Origin of the sequence: Paenibacillus thailandensis (genome assembly GCF_042685365.1) — a bacterium.
In the GTDB taxonomy this organism is placed as follows: Bacteria; Bacillota; Bacilli; order Paenibacillales; family Paenibacillaceae; genus Paenibacillus_AP; species Paenibacillus_AP thailandensis.
On sequence record NZ_JBHUMY010000012.1, the window covers coordinates 280,427 to 294,668 of the forward strand.

Genomic DNA, 14,242 nt, shown 5'->3' on the forward strand with positions numbered 1-14,242 from the left:
CATTTCAACTTTTTTCTAAAATATCCATAGTTCCAAAATCGGCTTCTTTCGATCTAGGCAAAAAAAGTCCCGCTTCATAAGCGGGACTTTCCGGACAAAATCGCTATACTTTAAACTTGCTGACTTCGTTTTTCAATTGGGCGACGATATCGTTCAAGTGCGATCCTTCTTCCGCGATATGCGCAGCGAGCTTCCGCTGCTCGTCGATCGAGGACGCAACCTGCTCCGTTAAATCCAGATTCGAAGCGGCGGCGGAAGCCGATTGCTCCATCGCCGCGCTTACTTCTTCGGAGCTTGCGGACATTTGTTCCGTAATCGCGGAGTTTTCTTGCAGTTGTTCCGTCATTTGGGACATGGACAGCATAATGGCGTCCAAGCTTCGCTTCAGCTCGGCGACGCGTTGTCCGCCCAGCTCGAACGCTTCCGTCGTCCGGTTCATCGAACCCGACGCTCCGCTGATTTCCATTCGGGTCTTGGAGACGAGCTCGCCGATTCCTTCCGCCGACTCGAGCGAACCTGCCGCCAATTTCCGGATTTCTTCCGCCACGACGGCAAAACCTCTCCCGAACTCGCCGGCTCTGGCCGCTTCTATCGATGCGTTCAACGACAAAATATTCGTCTGGCTTGCAAAGGACGTAATACTGTCCGCAATCAGCCCGATTTCTTTCGAACGGATTTCGAGCGAACCGATCGTGTTTGCCAGCTGTTCGATCTCCTGCTTGACGTTCTCCATCTGCTCCAGCAGCCTGCGGAGCGCTTCCAGGCTTTGATCGACCTGATCGGAGGTGGACATCGAATGATCCGCGATCGTCGATGTGTTGGCGGCGATCCGCCCGATGCCGATCGTCATCTCTTCGATCGCTTTGGCCGTTTCTTTCGCTACGCCGGCCTGGATTTTAGTCCCGTTGGTCATCTCGCCGGCGGTTGCGGCGACTTTCTCCGCTTCGGCGGCCGATTGCTGCGAAGCGGACGCAAGCTGGAGGGAAGAACGCTCAACCTCGCGAGCGCTAGCCGTAATGCCTCCGATCAGCCGGTTCATCGCCGCGATCATTTGGTCGACAGACCTCGCAATATCGCCAAGCTCGTTGCGTCTGTATTTTTTGTCAGGTTCAATCGTCAAATCGCCGGCCGCCACGCGGGACGTCTTGGATACAACCGAGGCTAGCGTACGAATAACGGACCTGAGCACAAAATAGGCGAGCAGAGCCATGACCACAACAATGACGATAGCGGCAACGAAAACGATGTTTCTCATCATCTCGATTTCGCCGGAAATCCGGTTCATCTCTTCCCTGGAGTAACCGTCGAGCAATTGGCCGATCGCATCCAGGTTCTCCCGGCTTTGGGCGAAGAGTCCGAGAATGGCCGGCTCCTCCTGCGCGGCTTGTCCATCGGCCGCAGCTTGCGCAGCCGCTTCCGTCCACTTGCCGAAGCTGTCGTTAAATTCGGCGACCAGCTCGCCTAACGGCTTGCCTTCCATCACGTCCGGGTCGCTTAAGCCGGACACGTCTTTTGTCTCCAATATCGCCTGCGCGTTGCCGAGCCGCTCCATCACTTCCTGGATGTTCCGGTTCATCGTTTCGAGCTCCAGCTTGGCCGCCGACGGATCCAAGCGGCCTTCGGCAATGTTCGAGAACGCCAGAATCGCTTGATACATATCCCGGTCCGCATTTAAAATAAATGAATTGGTCTGATAAGAGGTATCGTAAAGGCTTGATTTCAAGTCATTCGCATTATTTTGCATTTGCCCGACCATAGTAATGCTTGTGTACCCGTACATAACGATCGGGATTGTAACAATAACCCCTAGCCACCACTTGAGACTTACTTTGAACACTGCCCGTTCATCCCCCTCTTTAGATGTAAATCGCATAGACCCGTGTAATATATATCGGTTTTTCCGTATCGGCCTGAGAACGTTTTCGACAGTTTTTTTTAAAAATATTTGTGGTCGTCTCGAGAAAATCGTAACCGGGTTCGTCCCGGCCTTCACCGCCCGCAGATGGCATAAAAAAGCGCCTGCACGTCTTCGAAAAGACGATGCAGACGCTAACGATTGAAACGCGGGAAGGTCGGTCCGGCTTATTTGCCGTACGATTGCGGATCTTCGCGCCATCCTTGCAGGGCCGCTACATCTTGCGAAGCGACTTTGCCCAGCTTGACCGCCTCATCGATAAGCGCCGTGTAGTTGGACAACGTCGCCAATGGAATGCCGGCTTCCGCGAAAGCGGATGCCGCCTGTTCGAATTGGTAAGTGAAAATAGCCACTACCGCTTTTACTTCGGCGCCCGCTTCGCGTACCGCAAGAGCCGCCTTCAGCGAGCTTCCGCCCGTCGAGATGAGATCCTCGATCACGACGACCTTTTGTCCGGGCGCAATGCGTCCTTCAATCTGGTTTTGCTTGCCGTGCCCTTTCGCTTTATCGCGAATGTACGCCATCGGCAGATTGAGCTTCTGCGCAACCCATGCCGCGTGAGGAATGCCGGCCGTCGCGGTGCCGGCGATCACTTCGGCATCCGGGTAGTTTTCGCGAATGACCGCCGCGAAGCCTTCGGCAATAAGTTCGCGAATTTCCGGATACGCCATCGTCAGGCGATTGTCGCAATAAATCGGCGACTTCAGCCCCGAAGTCCAAGTAAACGGATCGTTCGGCCGAAGAGCTACCGCTTCGATTTCCAGCAATTTCGTCGCAATCAGACTGGGCAGTTCGTTCAAGGTTACGTTACTCATTCGTCGTAAGCTCCTTCAATATGGATTCCAGCGCTTCCCGCGGGGAAGGCGCAGCGGTTATCGGACGGCCGATAACCATATAATCGGTCCCTTGAGCCAGCGCTTCGCGTGGGGTCATAATGCGAGACTGGTCGCCCGCGGCCGCCCAGGTCGGGCGAATGCCCGGCGTTACGGTACAGAACGAATCGCCGCATGCCGCCTTGACCGCGCTCGCTTCCGCCGGGGAAGCGACTACGCCGTTAAGCCCCGCTTCTTTCGCAAGCTTGGCGTACCTGAGCACGGCATCCTCCACGGAGCCGGCGATGCCGATCTCGTCGTTCATGACGGCCGCACTTGTGCTGGTCAATTGCGTAACGGCGATGACGACCGGCCGCTTGCCTCCCGCCGGCACGGCGGCGTCGACGCCCTCGAGCGCCGCCCGCATCATCGCCGACCCTCCGGCAGCATGAACGTTGAACATGTCGACGCCAAGCTTCGTTACGCTGTTCGCGCCGCCTTTGACCGTGTTCGGAATATCGTGCATTTTCACGTCGAGAAACACTTTATATCCTTGTTTCTTCAGCTGTTCCACGAATGCGGGGCCCGCCGCGTAAAATAGCTGCATGCCTACTTTCATGTAACATGGAATGCCCTCCAGCTCGCGGAGCAATTTGCCGGCGGCTTCCTTGTCCGGATAATCGAGCGCCACCATAATCCGGCCGGCGGCCTGCTCTCGGTTCAACATGCTTATCCATGCCCCTTTCATGATAAACGGCCAATCGCCTTACCGCGGTCGACCGGCAAGAAGCCGGGCCGGACGCGGATTGCAGCGTTTGACCGTCATTTTTTCGAACGCATCCTCGATATCGGTTTATTTCGTTTGCAGTACCGGCATCGGACGGGACGAGAAGTTGATCGTCTCCAGCATGCGGAGCAGCGCGCGAACGGTGTCGAGCGAAGTCATGCATACGACGCCGTTTTCGACCGCTTCGCGGCGGATCCGGAAGCCGTCGCGCTCTGGCGTTTTGCCCTTGGTCAACGTGTTGACCACGAAATGAGCCTTGCCTTCGCGAATCAGGTCGAGAATGTTCGGCGAACCTTCGCTCAGCTTGTTCACATGCTCCACCTTCACGCCGGCCGCTTCAAGCGTTGCCGCCGTTCCGCCGGTTGCAATGATTTTATACCCAAGCTGGTAGAAGCCCTTCAGCAATTCGGTCGCTTCTTCTTTATCCTTGTCGGCTACCGTCGCGATAATCGCGCCTTGCTGCGGAATTTTCATGCCTGCGCCTACGAGGCCTTTGTACAACGCCTTCGCGTATTGCTCGTCGCGGCCCATGACTTCGCCCGTCGATTTCATCTCCGGCGTCAGCGTAGGGTCGACGCGGCGAAGCTTCGCGAACGAGAATACCGGCACTTTAACCGCAACGTAATCGGATTCTCTCCACAGCCCGTCGGTATAACCGAGATCCGCGAGCTTCGCGCCAAGAATCGCTTTCGTCGCCAGGTTGGCCATCGGAAGATCCGTAACTTTGCTCAGGAACGGCACCGTCCGGGACGAACGCGGGTTAACCTCGATCACGTAGACGTTGTCGTTGTGAATAACGAATTGAATGTTGACAAGTCCGACGACTTTCAGTTCTTTGGCGATTTTGACCGTAATGTCGACGATCTGTCCTTTAATGTGCTCGGACAGCGATTGCGGCGGGTAAACCGCGATCGAATCGCCGGAGTGAACGCCGGCGCGCTCGACATGCTCCATAATACCCGGAATCAGAACCGTTTCGCCGTCGCAGATCGCGTCGACCTCCGCCTCTTTGCCAAGCATGTAACGGTCGATCAAGACCGGATGCTCCGGATTGATTTTGACCGCTACTTCCATGTAGCTCAGCAGCTCCTGATCGGAGTACACGATTTCCATGGCGCGACCGCCGAGGACGTAAGAAGGACGGACCAGAACCGGATACCCGAGCTTCTGCGCGGTTTCTACCGCTTCGTCCACGCTCGTAACCGTGCTGCCTTGCGGCTGCGCGATGTTCAGCTTGCGAAGCAGCGCTTCGAACTTCTTGCGGTCTTCGGCGGCGTCGATGCTTTCCAGGCTGGAGCCGAGAATGCGTACGCCCGCTTTCGCCAGCGGAGCGGCCAGGTTGATCGCCGTTTGTCCGCCGAACTGCACGATAACGCCGATCGGTTTCTCCTGCTCGATGACGTTCATCACGTCTTCGAAGAACAGCGGCTCGAAGTAAAGCCGGTCGGACGTGCTGAAGTCGGTCGATACCGTCTCCGGATTGTTGTTAATAATAACGGCTTCGTAACCGGCCTTCTGAATCGCCCAGACCGCGTGAACGGTGGAGTAGTCGAACTCGATGCCTTGGCCGATGCGGATCGGGCCGGAACCGAGAACAAGCACCTTCTCCTTGTTTGTTTCGGTTACTTCATTTTCGATTTCATAAGTCGAATAGTAGTATGGCGTCGTCGCCTCGAATTCCGCGGCGCACGTGTCGACCATCTTGTAAACCGGCTTAATGCCGAGCTCCAGACGGAGCGCGCGGACGTCGTGCTCGTCCGTATATTTGCCGTTCGGGAAGCCTTCGCGGCGGATTTCCGCGATCGAACGGTCAGTGAATCCTTTGCGCTTGGCGGCGTACAGCATTTCCTTGGACAATGCCGGCTCGCGGCGCAGTTCGTCCTCGAACGCTACGATGCCTTGAATTTTATCGAGGAACCACCAATCGATCTTCGTCAAGTCTTGCAGCTCTTGCAGCGAATAACCGCGGCGGAAAGCTTCCGCGACGAGGAACAGCCGTTCGTCGTCCGGCTTCACGAGGCGGGCGCGGAGAGTCTCCTCGTCGATGGCCGCCGCGTCCTTCAGATGGAGACGGTGAACGCCGATCTCAAGGGAACGGACGGCTTTCATAATCGATTCCTCGAACGTACGGCCGATCGCCATCACTTCGCCGGTCGCTTTCATTTGCGTTCCCAGCTTCCGGTTGGCGCTGACGAATTTATCGAACGGCCAGCGCGGAATTTTCGAGACGATATAGTCGAGCGTCGGCTCGAAGCAAGCGTACGTTTGGCCCGTTACCGGGTTGACCAGCTCGTCCAGCGTGTAGCCTACCGCGATTTTGGCCGCCATCTTGGCGATCGGGTAGCCCGTTGCCTTGGAAGCAAGCGCCGAGGAACGGCTCACCCGCGGGTTTACCTCAATGACATAATATTGGTAGCTGAACGGGTCAAGCGCGTATTGCACGTTGCAGCCGCCTTCGATGTTCAGCGCGCGGATAATTTTAAGCGATGCCGAACGAAGCATTTGATACTCGCGGTCCGACAGCGTTTGGCTTGGCGCCACGACGATGCTGTCGCCGGTGTGAACGCCGACAGGGTCGATGTTTTCCATATTGCAGACGACGATGCAGTTGTCGTTCGCGTCGCGCATCACTTCGTATTCGACTTCCTTCATGCCGGCGATCGACTTCTCGATCAAGCATTGATTGATCGGGCTGTAACGGATGCCGGAAGCGACCGTTTCCATTAATTCTTCTTCGTTCGAGCAAATGCCGCCGCCCGTACCGCCAAGCGTATAGGCCGGACGAACGATGATCGGGTAGCCGATCTCGTTCGCGAACGTCACCGCTTCTTCGACGGTCGTAACGATTGTGCTTTCCGGTACCGGCTGATCCAGCTCCTTCATGAGAGCGCGGAACAGATCGCGGTCTTCCGCCTGCTCGATCGAGGAAAGCTGCGTGCCGAGCAGCTTGACGCCTTCGCGCTCAAGCACGCCCGCTTTGGCCAGTTCGACGGCCATGTTGAGGCCCGTCTGACCGCCTAGCGTAGGCAGCAGGCCGTCCGGACGCTCCTGGCGGATAATTTGGGTAACGAAGTCTAGCGTAATCGGCTCGATGTACACTTTGTCGGCCATGTTCGTATCCGTCATAATCGTTGCCGGATTGCTGTTGATCAGAACGACTTCGTAGCCTTCTTCCTTGAGCGCTTGGCAAGCCTGGGTTCCGGCGTAGTCGAATTCGGCCGCTTGCCCGATCACGATCGGACCGGAGCCAATGACGAGAATTTTTTTCAACTCTTTATTTTTGGGCATACTGAAGCTCTCCTTTCAACGTCTCCGCAAGCACCGCTTGGCGAGGTCTTTGTGGGTTCGATTTTTTATGTTCGCGGATCATATCCAGGAATTGATCGAACAGATAGCCGGAGTCGTACGGGCCAGGCGCCGCTTCCGGATGGTATTGGACCGTAAAGGCAGGGTAACGTTTATGCTTCAAACCTTCGATCGTCTTGTCGTTGTTGTTGATATGCGTAACGACCAGATCCGTTCCGTTGACCGAATCTTCGAGAACGGTATAGCCGTGGTTCTGCGAAGTGATGTAGCAGCGGCCGGTTTCGAGCTCCTTCACCGGGTGGTTGCCGCCGCGATGGCCGAATTTCAGCTTGGTCGTGTCGGCGCCGCAAGCCAAGGCAAACAGCTGGTGGCCAAGGCAAATGCCGAAGATCGGATATTCGCCGAGCAGCTCGGAAATCGTCTTGACGGCGTGCGGAACGTCTTTCGGGTCGCCGGGGCCGTTGGACAATTGAATGCCGTCCGGAGCAAGGCGGCGAATTTCGTCCGCGGTCGTGTCATGCGGGACGACGACGACGTCGCAGCCGCGCTTCGTCAGCTCGCGCAGGATGCCGCTTTTCGCGCCGAAATCCATCAGAACGATGCGCTCCCCTTCGCCCGGGCTGGAGAACAGCTGCTTCGTCGACGTGCGCGCAACCTGATCCCTCATCATCGGCGTCAGCGCCAGCCGTTCGCGAAGCTCTTCGATGCGCTCCTTCCCGGTGGTCAAGACGCCCTTCATCGTGCCGTAATGGCGCAGCTTCCGCGTCAGCATGCGGGTGTCGATATCGCTGATGCCCGGAATGCCGTATTCCTTCAGCAGACGGTCAAGCGTATATTGAGCGCGCCAGTTGCTTGGCACCGGCTCGTGCCGTCTCACGACAAAGCCGTGAATGAACGGGCGGATCGACTCGAAGTCGTCGCGAGCGATGCCGTAGTTGCCTACGAGCGGATAAGTCATCGTCACGATTTGACCGCAGTAGGAAGGGTCGGAGATAACCTCCTGGTAACCGGTAATGCCTGTATTAAATACGACCTCTCCGATTGTTTCGGCTTCCGCTCCAAACGAAAGACCCGTAAACAACGTGCCGTCTTCCAACAATAATCTTGCTTCCATCCGTATCACTCCTCAGGTGTTCGTTTGCGTTTTATACCGTTACTCGGACCAGACGACCTTCCCGTTCACGACGGTTGCCACGGGCCAACCTTGCAGCTTCCAGCCGCCGAACGGGGTGTTTTTGCTTTTCGAAGCGAAAGTTTCCGGAACGACCGTTCTTTCGCTGTCCAAATCGATGATCGTAATATCGGCCGGAGCGCCTTCTTCCAGCCGGCCTTCCGCGAGGCGGAATACTTTTGCCGGATCGGCTGTCATTCGGCGGAGCAAGAAGCCGAGCGTCCATTTGCCGGTCAACACGAATTTCGTGTACAAGAGCGGGAACGCCGTTTCAAACCCGACGATGCCAAACGGCGCAAGCTGCATTCCTTTTGCTTTCTCCTCGGCGCTGTGCGGGGCATGGTCGGTAACGATCATGTCGATCGTGCCGTCCTCAAGCCCTTCGATGACCGCCTGCACGTCGCGCGGCGTGCGGAGCGGAGGGTTCATTTTCCAGTTGGCGTCCATCCCCGGAATGTCTTCGTCGGACAATACGAGGTGATGCGGACATACTTCCGCGGTGACGTTGACGCCGATGCTTTTCGCCAGACGGATAAGGCGTACGGATTGCTCCGTGCTCACATGACATACATGGTAGTGAACGCCCGTCGCTTCGGCCAGCAGCACGTCGCGGCCGACATGGATCGCTTCGGACTCGTTCGGAATGCCCTTCAGCCCGTTTTTGCGGGCGAACTCGCCTTCCGAGACGAACAAGCCTTTGACAAGCGAGTCGTCTTCGCAATGCGCGATCACCGGCATATCCAGCGATTTCGCAAGCGCCATCGCGTCTTTCATCATTTGCGCGTTTTGCACGCCGACGCCGTCATCCGTGAATCCGATCGCGCCGGCCGCTTTCAGCGCGGCGAAATCCGTCAGCTCGCGGCCAAGCTCGTTTTTGGTGATCGCGGCGTACGGCAGCACTTTAACGACTCCGGCTTCCTTCGCCTTGTTAAGCACATATTGCACCGTTTCCGGGGTATCCGTCACCGGCCTCGTATTCGGCATGCAAGCGATCGTCGTAAAGCCGCCTTTCGCCGCCGATTTCGTTCCCGTTTCGATATCTTCCTTATATTCAAACCCCGGATCGCGCAAGTGGACATGCATATCGATAAAGCCGGCGGAAACGAGCTTTCCGGTCGCGTCGATCACTTCGGCCGAACCGGTATCCGGCGCCGCCGAGCCGTCGACGATTTCCGCGATTGTTGCCCCTTCCACCCGGATATGCTTGTTCTCCAATCGGCCAGAGGCTTCGTTCCATACGCTGCCGCCCATAATCCATAATGTCATTGTTCGTTCACCCTCCGGATATATTCAGTTATTGCGTCCGTTTCTCCGCCGTTAGCCTAACGCTCTTTCGATGACCGCCATTCGAATCGGCACGCCATTCTCCATCTGCTTGAAGATGCGGGATTGCGGATGCTCGACCAGCTCGCTGTCGATTTCGACGTTCCGGTTGACCGGCGCCGGGTGCATAATGATCGCGTGCGAGCCGATACGGCTTGCACGCTCGGCGGTCAGGCCGTAGCTTGCCCGGTATTCTTCCGCCGATTTAAGCTTTCCGCCCTCATGCCGTTCGAGCTGAACCCGCAGCATCATGACGACATCGGATTTCAGCGCTTCCTCCATCGTTACTTCCGGCACGTCCAACTCCGGCGCTCTCATGTTGGGCGGCGAGCAGAATCTGACGTTGGCTCCGAATTTGCGCAGCGCCCATGCATTGGAACGGGCCACGCGGCTGTGCATCACATCGCCGACGATCGTGACGGTCAAGCCTTGCAGGCTGCCGAAATGGTTCCTCATCGTGTACAGGTCAAGCAGCGCCTGCGTCGGATGCTCGTTGTTCCCGTCGCCCGCATTGATGAGGGGCACTTTGATTTTCTCGGCCAGCTCGGCCAGGACGCCGACCGGCTTCAGCCGGATGACACCGGCGTCGATGCCCATCGATTCGAGCGTGCGGACCGTATCGTATATCGATTCCCCTTTTTCGACGCTCGAAGCGGCCGCCGTAAAGTTCAACACTTGCGCGCCAAGCCGCTTTTCGGCCATCTCGAAGGAAAAGCGCGTCCGCGTGCTGTTTTCGAAAAACATATTCGCGATAAATTTGCCGCTCAGCGCCGCATGCACCTTGCTCGGGTGCTGCTCCCAATACGCCGCCCGGTTCAGAATCGATTCGATCTCGGCTTTGTCAAGCTCCTTCAATCCGAGCAAACTCCGCTCCTTCAGCTCCGTCATCGTTATCATCCGGTTTGCCCCCTCTGTTGAATGATCGTGACCTGATCGATCTTGTCGATCTCGGACAACGAAACTTGAATTTCTTCCTGCTTCGAAGTCGGAACGTTTTTCCCTACGAAATCCGGCCGGATCGGAAGCTCTCTATGCCCTCTGTCCACCAGCACCGCCAGCTGAATGCTGCGCGGCCGGCCGCTGTCCATCAAGGCGTCCATCGCCGCCCGAATCGTTCTTCCCGTATAAAGAACATCGTCAAACAAAATGACCCGCTTGTCGTGCACCGTAAAATCGGGATCGGCTTCAAGCTCGGCGGAGAGAATAAGGCCGGACCCGGCGTCTTCCGCTTTCACCCGGTCGTCCCGATAATGCGTAATGTCCAGGTCGCATACCGGCACCGGCTTGCCTTCAATGTCCCGAATCCGTTCCGCGATGCGTCTTGCCAAGTAAATGCCTCTGGTTCGAATGCCGACAAGCACGCAATTGTCAATCCCTTTGTTCCGTTCGACAATTTCATGCGCGATTCGAGTCAACGCGCGCCGGATTGCCGTTTCGTCCATCAGTACCAGACGCTGTTCTTCCACCGGTAAACCGCCTCCTTCTTCGAAGCATTCCATAATGTCCTTCGCTTTAACCGATTAGCGCTAAAGTAACTTTGGCACAAAAAAACTCCTTGCTCTATAAGCAAGGAGTGTGACGGTATACCGGTCTGGGGGCGCAGAAAGGAACCGCATGCGTCCGCCGCGGGACACACGCGTATTTCCGGCTGCTTAATGCCATCAGCCCGGTATTCAAGTTATTCACGCTACCTTGCCAGCCTCACGGGGCTGAGTTAAAGGTACTGCCATGTATCGTAGAAATTATGCCACGCATGAAGGCCGATGTCAAGCTGTATGAACGAAAAAGACGGGCTGTGCGCAAAACGCGCGCAAGCCCGTCCGAAATGTCGGCGGCATAACGCCGCAATCCGTTAATCGCTGATCCGTATGCCGCACGTTCATCCTACGCTCAATACTTCGGCGACAAACCGCTTGTCGAAGACTTGCTGCAGGTGATCCATGACCGTCAAATAAACGAGGCCGTTGCCTTCGAGCTTCGGCGAATTTCCAAGCGGCACCGTCCTTTTGATCAATTGCGCATAAAGCTCGGATACGGAAAGCTCCCTCTCGAAGCTTGCGGTCGCTATGGCTTTAATGAGCGCCATTGCGCCGGAGACGTGGGGCGTAGCCATCGAGGTGCCGCTGAGCGTTGCGTATTTGCCGTCCAAATAAGTCGACAAGATGTTGTCGCCGGGAGCGACCAAGTCGATCTCGTTGTTCGAATTGGAAAATTCCGAAGAACGCCTGTTGAGGTCCACCGCCCCGACACTGATGACTTCATTGTAAAATGCCGGATAGCCGAATTCATTCGTCGAATCGTTCCCGTCTCCTTCATTGCCCGCGGCGCATACGACGACAACGTTGCTCGCGACGGCCCGCTTAATCGCTTCATGCAGTTCCGGAACATCCTCCGGGCCGCCAAGCGACATCGAAATGATGTCCGCCTGCTGCTCGACGGCATAGTTGATTCCGTTAACGACCCAATCGTATTGGCCGGAACCGTCTTTATCCAAAACTTTAACGATGAGCAATTCAGCTTCGGGAGCTACGCCGACAACGCCGCTATCGTTTTCGATGGCGGCGATCGTACCGGCCACGTGAGTGCCGTGGCCGTTGTAGTCTTCGTAGAGGTCGGGATTGCCGTTGTCGTCGTCGGTAAAATTTCGGCCGCCGATAATTCTTCCTTGCAAATCCGGATGCGACGTATCGCAGCCCGTATCCAGAATGGCAACCTTTATGCCTTTGCCTTTTGTCTGGCTCCAGACTTTAGGGGCTTGAATCATCTCCACCCCTTTCGGAATTTCGTTGGCCTTCTCCGCCTGCTCGATCAACCGGAACGGAATGACGCTTACTTTTTTCTCCATCGGTATCCCTCCTCAAGATTTGGTAACATCTATTGGAGCCGGACTGGGATGCTATTAATAGTCTAACAATTCTGACAATAATAGAACAGCTACCTTTGGAGTGTTTTTTCAATATTCAAGTCGTCCCCCCGCCGTCAAAAGGCTGTAAAACTTACCAAAAAGCCGGAACAATGCGGCATCGCGGCCTGCCGGGATCTTCATGCCGGCAAGCTTCTCGCGAATAGTCGCGTACGTCTTAAGACCCGCCTTCCGCTCCCCGTTCCGAACCCGCAGCCGGCAATTGTCTCTTCACGACTAAAACCTGTCATCATTTGAACACGCATCATGTCAAAACGTTATGGATAAGTTCAAATTAACCGCGATTTCATCGGATTTTGCCATCGATTTAATAGGTCTCCCAACTATTCCCATTGCATGTTATAATCATGTTTAAGCACATGAAACGGCTGTATGGGCGCGGTCGGCTAACCTCTCGGAAAGGGGGGCGATGCTTGTGGAGATTAAGGAAGCTTTGACGTTGATGCTTAGTTTCGGCACGATGCTTATCGGATTGCTGGCACTAGTCGTATCCATCGTCACAGCGATTAATCAAAACAAAAAGAAATAGACCGCCCCTGCCAAGGTATCGGTCTATTTCCGTAAACTGATTCCGAAGCCGACCGCCTGATTAGCGGTAGACTGTGCTTGGGGGCCGGTTGCCGCCGACCCCCTTTAATTTAGTTATATTATACGCATGGCCGTTTATTCATGCAACTGAAAAACAATCATTTACAGCGACAAATTGCGGATGCGTTCTACCGCTTTCTCCGTATTTTCGCGGCTGCCGAAAGCCGTCAAGCGGAAATAGCCTTGGCCGCTTTGGCCGAAGCCGACGCCCGGCGTGCCCACGATATTCGCTTCGGACAGCAGCTTGTCGAAGAACGTCCACGAATCCATGTTATTTGGCGTCTTCAGCCAAATATAAGGCGCGTTTACGCCCCCGTATACTTCCAGGCCGATCGAAGCGAGACCTTCGCGAATGATTTTGGCGTTCGTCATGTAGTAGTCGACCAGCGCTTTGATCTGCTCCTTGCCCTCCGGCGAATAGATCGCCGCGGCGCCGCGCTGCGTCACATAAGATACGCCGTTGAACTTCGTCGTATGGCGGCGGTTCCACAGGTCGTTTACGAGAATCGTGTTGCCTTCCGGATCGTAGCCTTTCAGCTCGCGCGGAACGACCGTATAGGCGCAGCGGATGCCCGTAAAGCCGGCTGTCTTGGAGAAGCTGCGGAACTCGATCGCCACTTCCTTTGCGCCTTCGATTTCGTAAATGCTGTGCGGCACGTCTTTTTCCTGAATGAACGCTTCGTAAGCCGAATCGTACAAAATAATGGCGTTGTTCGCTTTCGCATAGTCAACCCATTTCTTCAGCTCTTCCTTGGACAAGGTCATGCCGGTCGGGTTGTTCGGGTAGCACAGGTAAATCAGATCGACCTTGCGGTCCGGCAGGCTAGGCGTAAAGTTGTTGCCCGCCGTGCATTCCAGGTAAACAATGTTGTCGTACCGGTTCGTCTCCTTGTTGAACTTGCCGGAGCGGCCGGCCATAACGTTCGTGTCCACGTAAACCGGGTATACCGGGTCTTGAACGGCAACGGTCGCGTCATTGCTGAAAATTTCCTGAATGTTGCCGACGTCGCATTTGGAACCGTCGCTTACGAACACTTCGTTCGCCTGAATGTCGATGCCGCGGGCTTTATAATCGTTCTCGATAATGGCTTGAACGAGAAAATCGTAGCCTTGCTCCGGACCGTAGCCGCGGAACGTGCCCGGAACGGCCATTTCGTCCACCGCGGCATGCATCGCTTTGATAACGGCTTCCGGCAGTCCGCGCGTTACGTCGCCGATGCCGAGGCTAATTATTTCGGCTTGCGGGTTGTCCTGCACGAATTTGGTGCGGCGCTTTGCGATTTCGGAAAACAAATAGCTGCCTTGCAGCTCCAAAAAGTTATGGTTGATTTGGGTCATTATATTCACCTGTCCTTAGAATTGATCTGCTCCATTGCCCGCAATGGTTGTACGTTTTAGCTCTAGAATAGCTTACTTC

General features: G+C 55.8%; 11 protein-coding genes. 1 reads left to right on the forward strand and 10 read right to left on the reverse strand.

What is annotated here, in order from left to right; all coding sequences use genetic code 11:
• Nucleotides 1-103: 103 nt before the first annotated feature.
• From ACFSW5_RS12835 to ACFSW5_RS12875, 9 genes are all read right to left on the reverse strand, one after another.
• Nucleotides 104-1,837 carry a methyl-accepting chemotaxis protein gene (locus ACFSW5_RS12835; protein ID WP_379273530.1) on the reverse strand — a complete coding sequence of 578 codons (1,734 nt, stop codon included), beginning with the start codon at nt 1,835-1,837 and terminating at the stop codon, nt 104-106.
• Nucleotides 1,838-2,082: 245 nt separating this feature from the next.
• A complete protein-coding gene (gene pyrE / locus ACFSW5_RS12840) occupies nt 2,083-2,730 on the reverse strand; it encodes an orotate phosphoribosyltransferase (RefSeq protein WP_379273532.1) in 648 nt (215 codons plus the stop codon).
• Nucleotides 2,723-3,454: an orotidine-5'-phosphate decarboxylase gene (gene pyrF, locus ACFSW5_RS12845; protein WP_379273534.1), complete on the reverse strand. Its 732-nt coding sequence runs from the start codon at nt 3,452-3,454 to the stop codon at nt 2,723-2,725. Before pyrF ends, pyrE begins: the two co-directional genes overlap by 8 nt.
• A gap of 126 nt (nt 3,455-3,580) precedes the next feature.
• A complete protein-coding gene (carB, locus tag ACFSW5_RS12850; RefSeq protein WP_379273537.1) occupies nt 3,581-6,802 on the reverse strand; it encodes a carbamoyl-phosphate synthase large subunit in 3,222 nt (1,073 codons plus the stop codon).
• The gene (locus ACFSW5_RS12855; RefSeq protein ID WP_379273539.1) at nt 6,789-7,934 is read right to left on the reverse strand and encodes a carbamoyl phosphate synthase small subunit; all 1,146 of its coding nucleotides are present in this window, start codon (nt 7,932-7,934) and stop codon (nt 6,789-6,791) included. The genes carB and ACFSW5_RS12855 overlap by 14 nt, the downstream gene beginning before the upstream one ends.
• 39 nt (nt 7,935-7,973) lie before the next feature.
• Entirely contained in the window at nt 7,974-9,257 is a 1,284-nt protein-coding gene (locus ACFSW5_RS12860; protein ID WP_379273541.1) for a dihydroorotase, read from the reverse strand.
• Nucleotides 9,258-9,308: 51 nt separating this feature from the next.
• A complete protein-coding gene (locus tag ACFSW5_RS12865) occupies nt 9,309-10,211 on the reverse strand; it encodes an aspartate carbamoyltransferase catalytic subunit (protein WP_379273543.1) in 903 nt (300 codons plus the stop codon).
• A complete protein-coding gene (gene pyrR / locus ACFSW5_RS12870; RefSeq protein WP_379273545.1) occupies nt 10,208-10,813 on the reverse strand; it encodes a bifunctional pyr operon transcriptional regulator/uracil phosphoribosyltransferase PyrR in 606 nt (201 codons plus the stop codon). Before pyrR ends, ACFSW5_RS12865 begins: the two co-directional genes overlap by 4 nt.
• A gap of 380 nt (nt 10,814-11,193) precedes the next feature.
• Nucleotides 11,194-12,159, reverse strand: a complete 966-nt coding sequence (locus tag ACFSW5_RS12875) for a S8 family peptidase (protein ID WP_379273547.1) — start codon at nt 12,157-12,159, stop codon at nt 11,194-11,196.
• Between the two features lie 493 nt (nt 12,160-12,652).
• Between ACFSW5_RS12875 and ACFSW5_RS12880 the strand changes: the two genes are divergently transcribed.
• Complete coding sequence (locus ACFSW5_RS12880) at nt 12,653-12,766, forward strand: putative holin-like toxin (RefSeq protein WP_379273894.1); 114 nt, start codon at nt 12,653-12,655, stop codon at nt 12,764-12,766.
• Nucleotides 12,767-12,927: 161 nt separating this feature from the next.
• Here the strand turns inward: ACFSW5_RS12880 and ACFSW5_RS12885 are convergent, their stop codons facing one another.
• Nucleotides 12,928-14,163, reverse strand: a complete 1,236-nt coding sequence (locus tag ACFSW5_RS12885; protein ID WP_379273550.1) for an LL-diaminopimelate aminotransferase — start codon at nt 14,161-14,163, stop codon at nt 12,928-12,930.
• Nucleotides 14,164-14,242 lie beyond the last annotated feature (79 nt).

What these genes read in the sequence shown, in the direction of transcription:
- pyrE (WP_379273532.1), bottom strand. Translation starts at nt 2,730, where the DNA reads ATGAGTAACGTAACCTTGAACGAACTGCCCAGTCTGATTGCGACGAAA.
- pyrF (WP_379273534.1), bottom strand. Translation starts at nt 3,454, where the DNA reads ATGTTGAACCGAGAGCAGGCCGCCGGCCGGATTATGGTGGCGCTCGAT.
- carB (WP_379273537.1), bottom strand. Translation starts at nt 6,802, where the DNA reads ATGCCCAAAAATAAAGAGTTGAAAAAAATTCTCGTCATTGGCTCCGGT.
- ACFSW5_RS12855 (WP_379273539.1), bottom strand. Translation starts at nt 7,934, where the DNA reads ATGGAAGCAAGATTATTGTTGGAAGACGGCACGTTGTTTACGGGTCTT.
- ACFSW5_RS12860 (WP_379273541.1), bottom strand. Translation starts at nt 9,257, where the DNA reads ATGACATTATGGATTATGGGCGGCAGCGTATGGAACGAAGCCTCTGGC.
- ACFSW5_RS12865 (WP_379273543.1), bottom strand. Translation starts at nt 10,211, where the DNA reads ATGATAACGATGACGGAGCTGAAGGAGCGGAGTTTGCTCGGATTGAAG.
- pyrR (WP_379273545.1), bottom strand. Translation starts at nt 10,813, where the DNA reads ATGGAATGCTTCGAAGAAGGAGGCGGTTTACCGGTGGAAGAACAGCGT.
- ACFSW5_RS12875 (WP_379273547.1), bottom strand. Translation starts at nt 12,159, where the DNA reads ATGGAGAAAAAAGTAAGCGTCATTCCGTTCCGGTTGATCGAGCAGGCG.
- ACFSW5_RS12885 (WP_379273550.1), bottom strand. Translation starts at nt 14,163, where the DNA reads ATGACCCAAATCAACCATAACTTTTTGGAGCTGCAAGGCAGCTATTTG.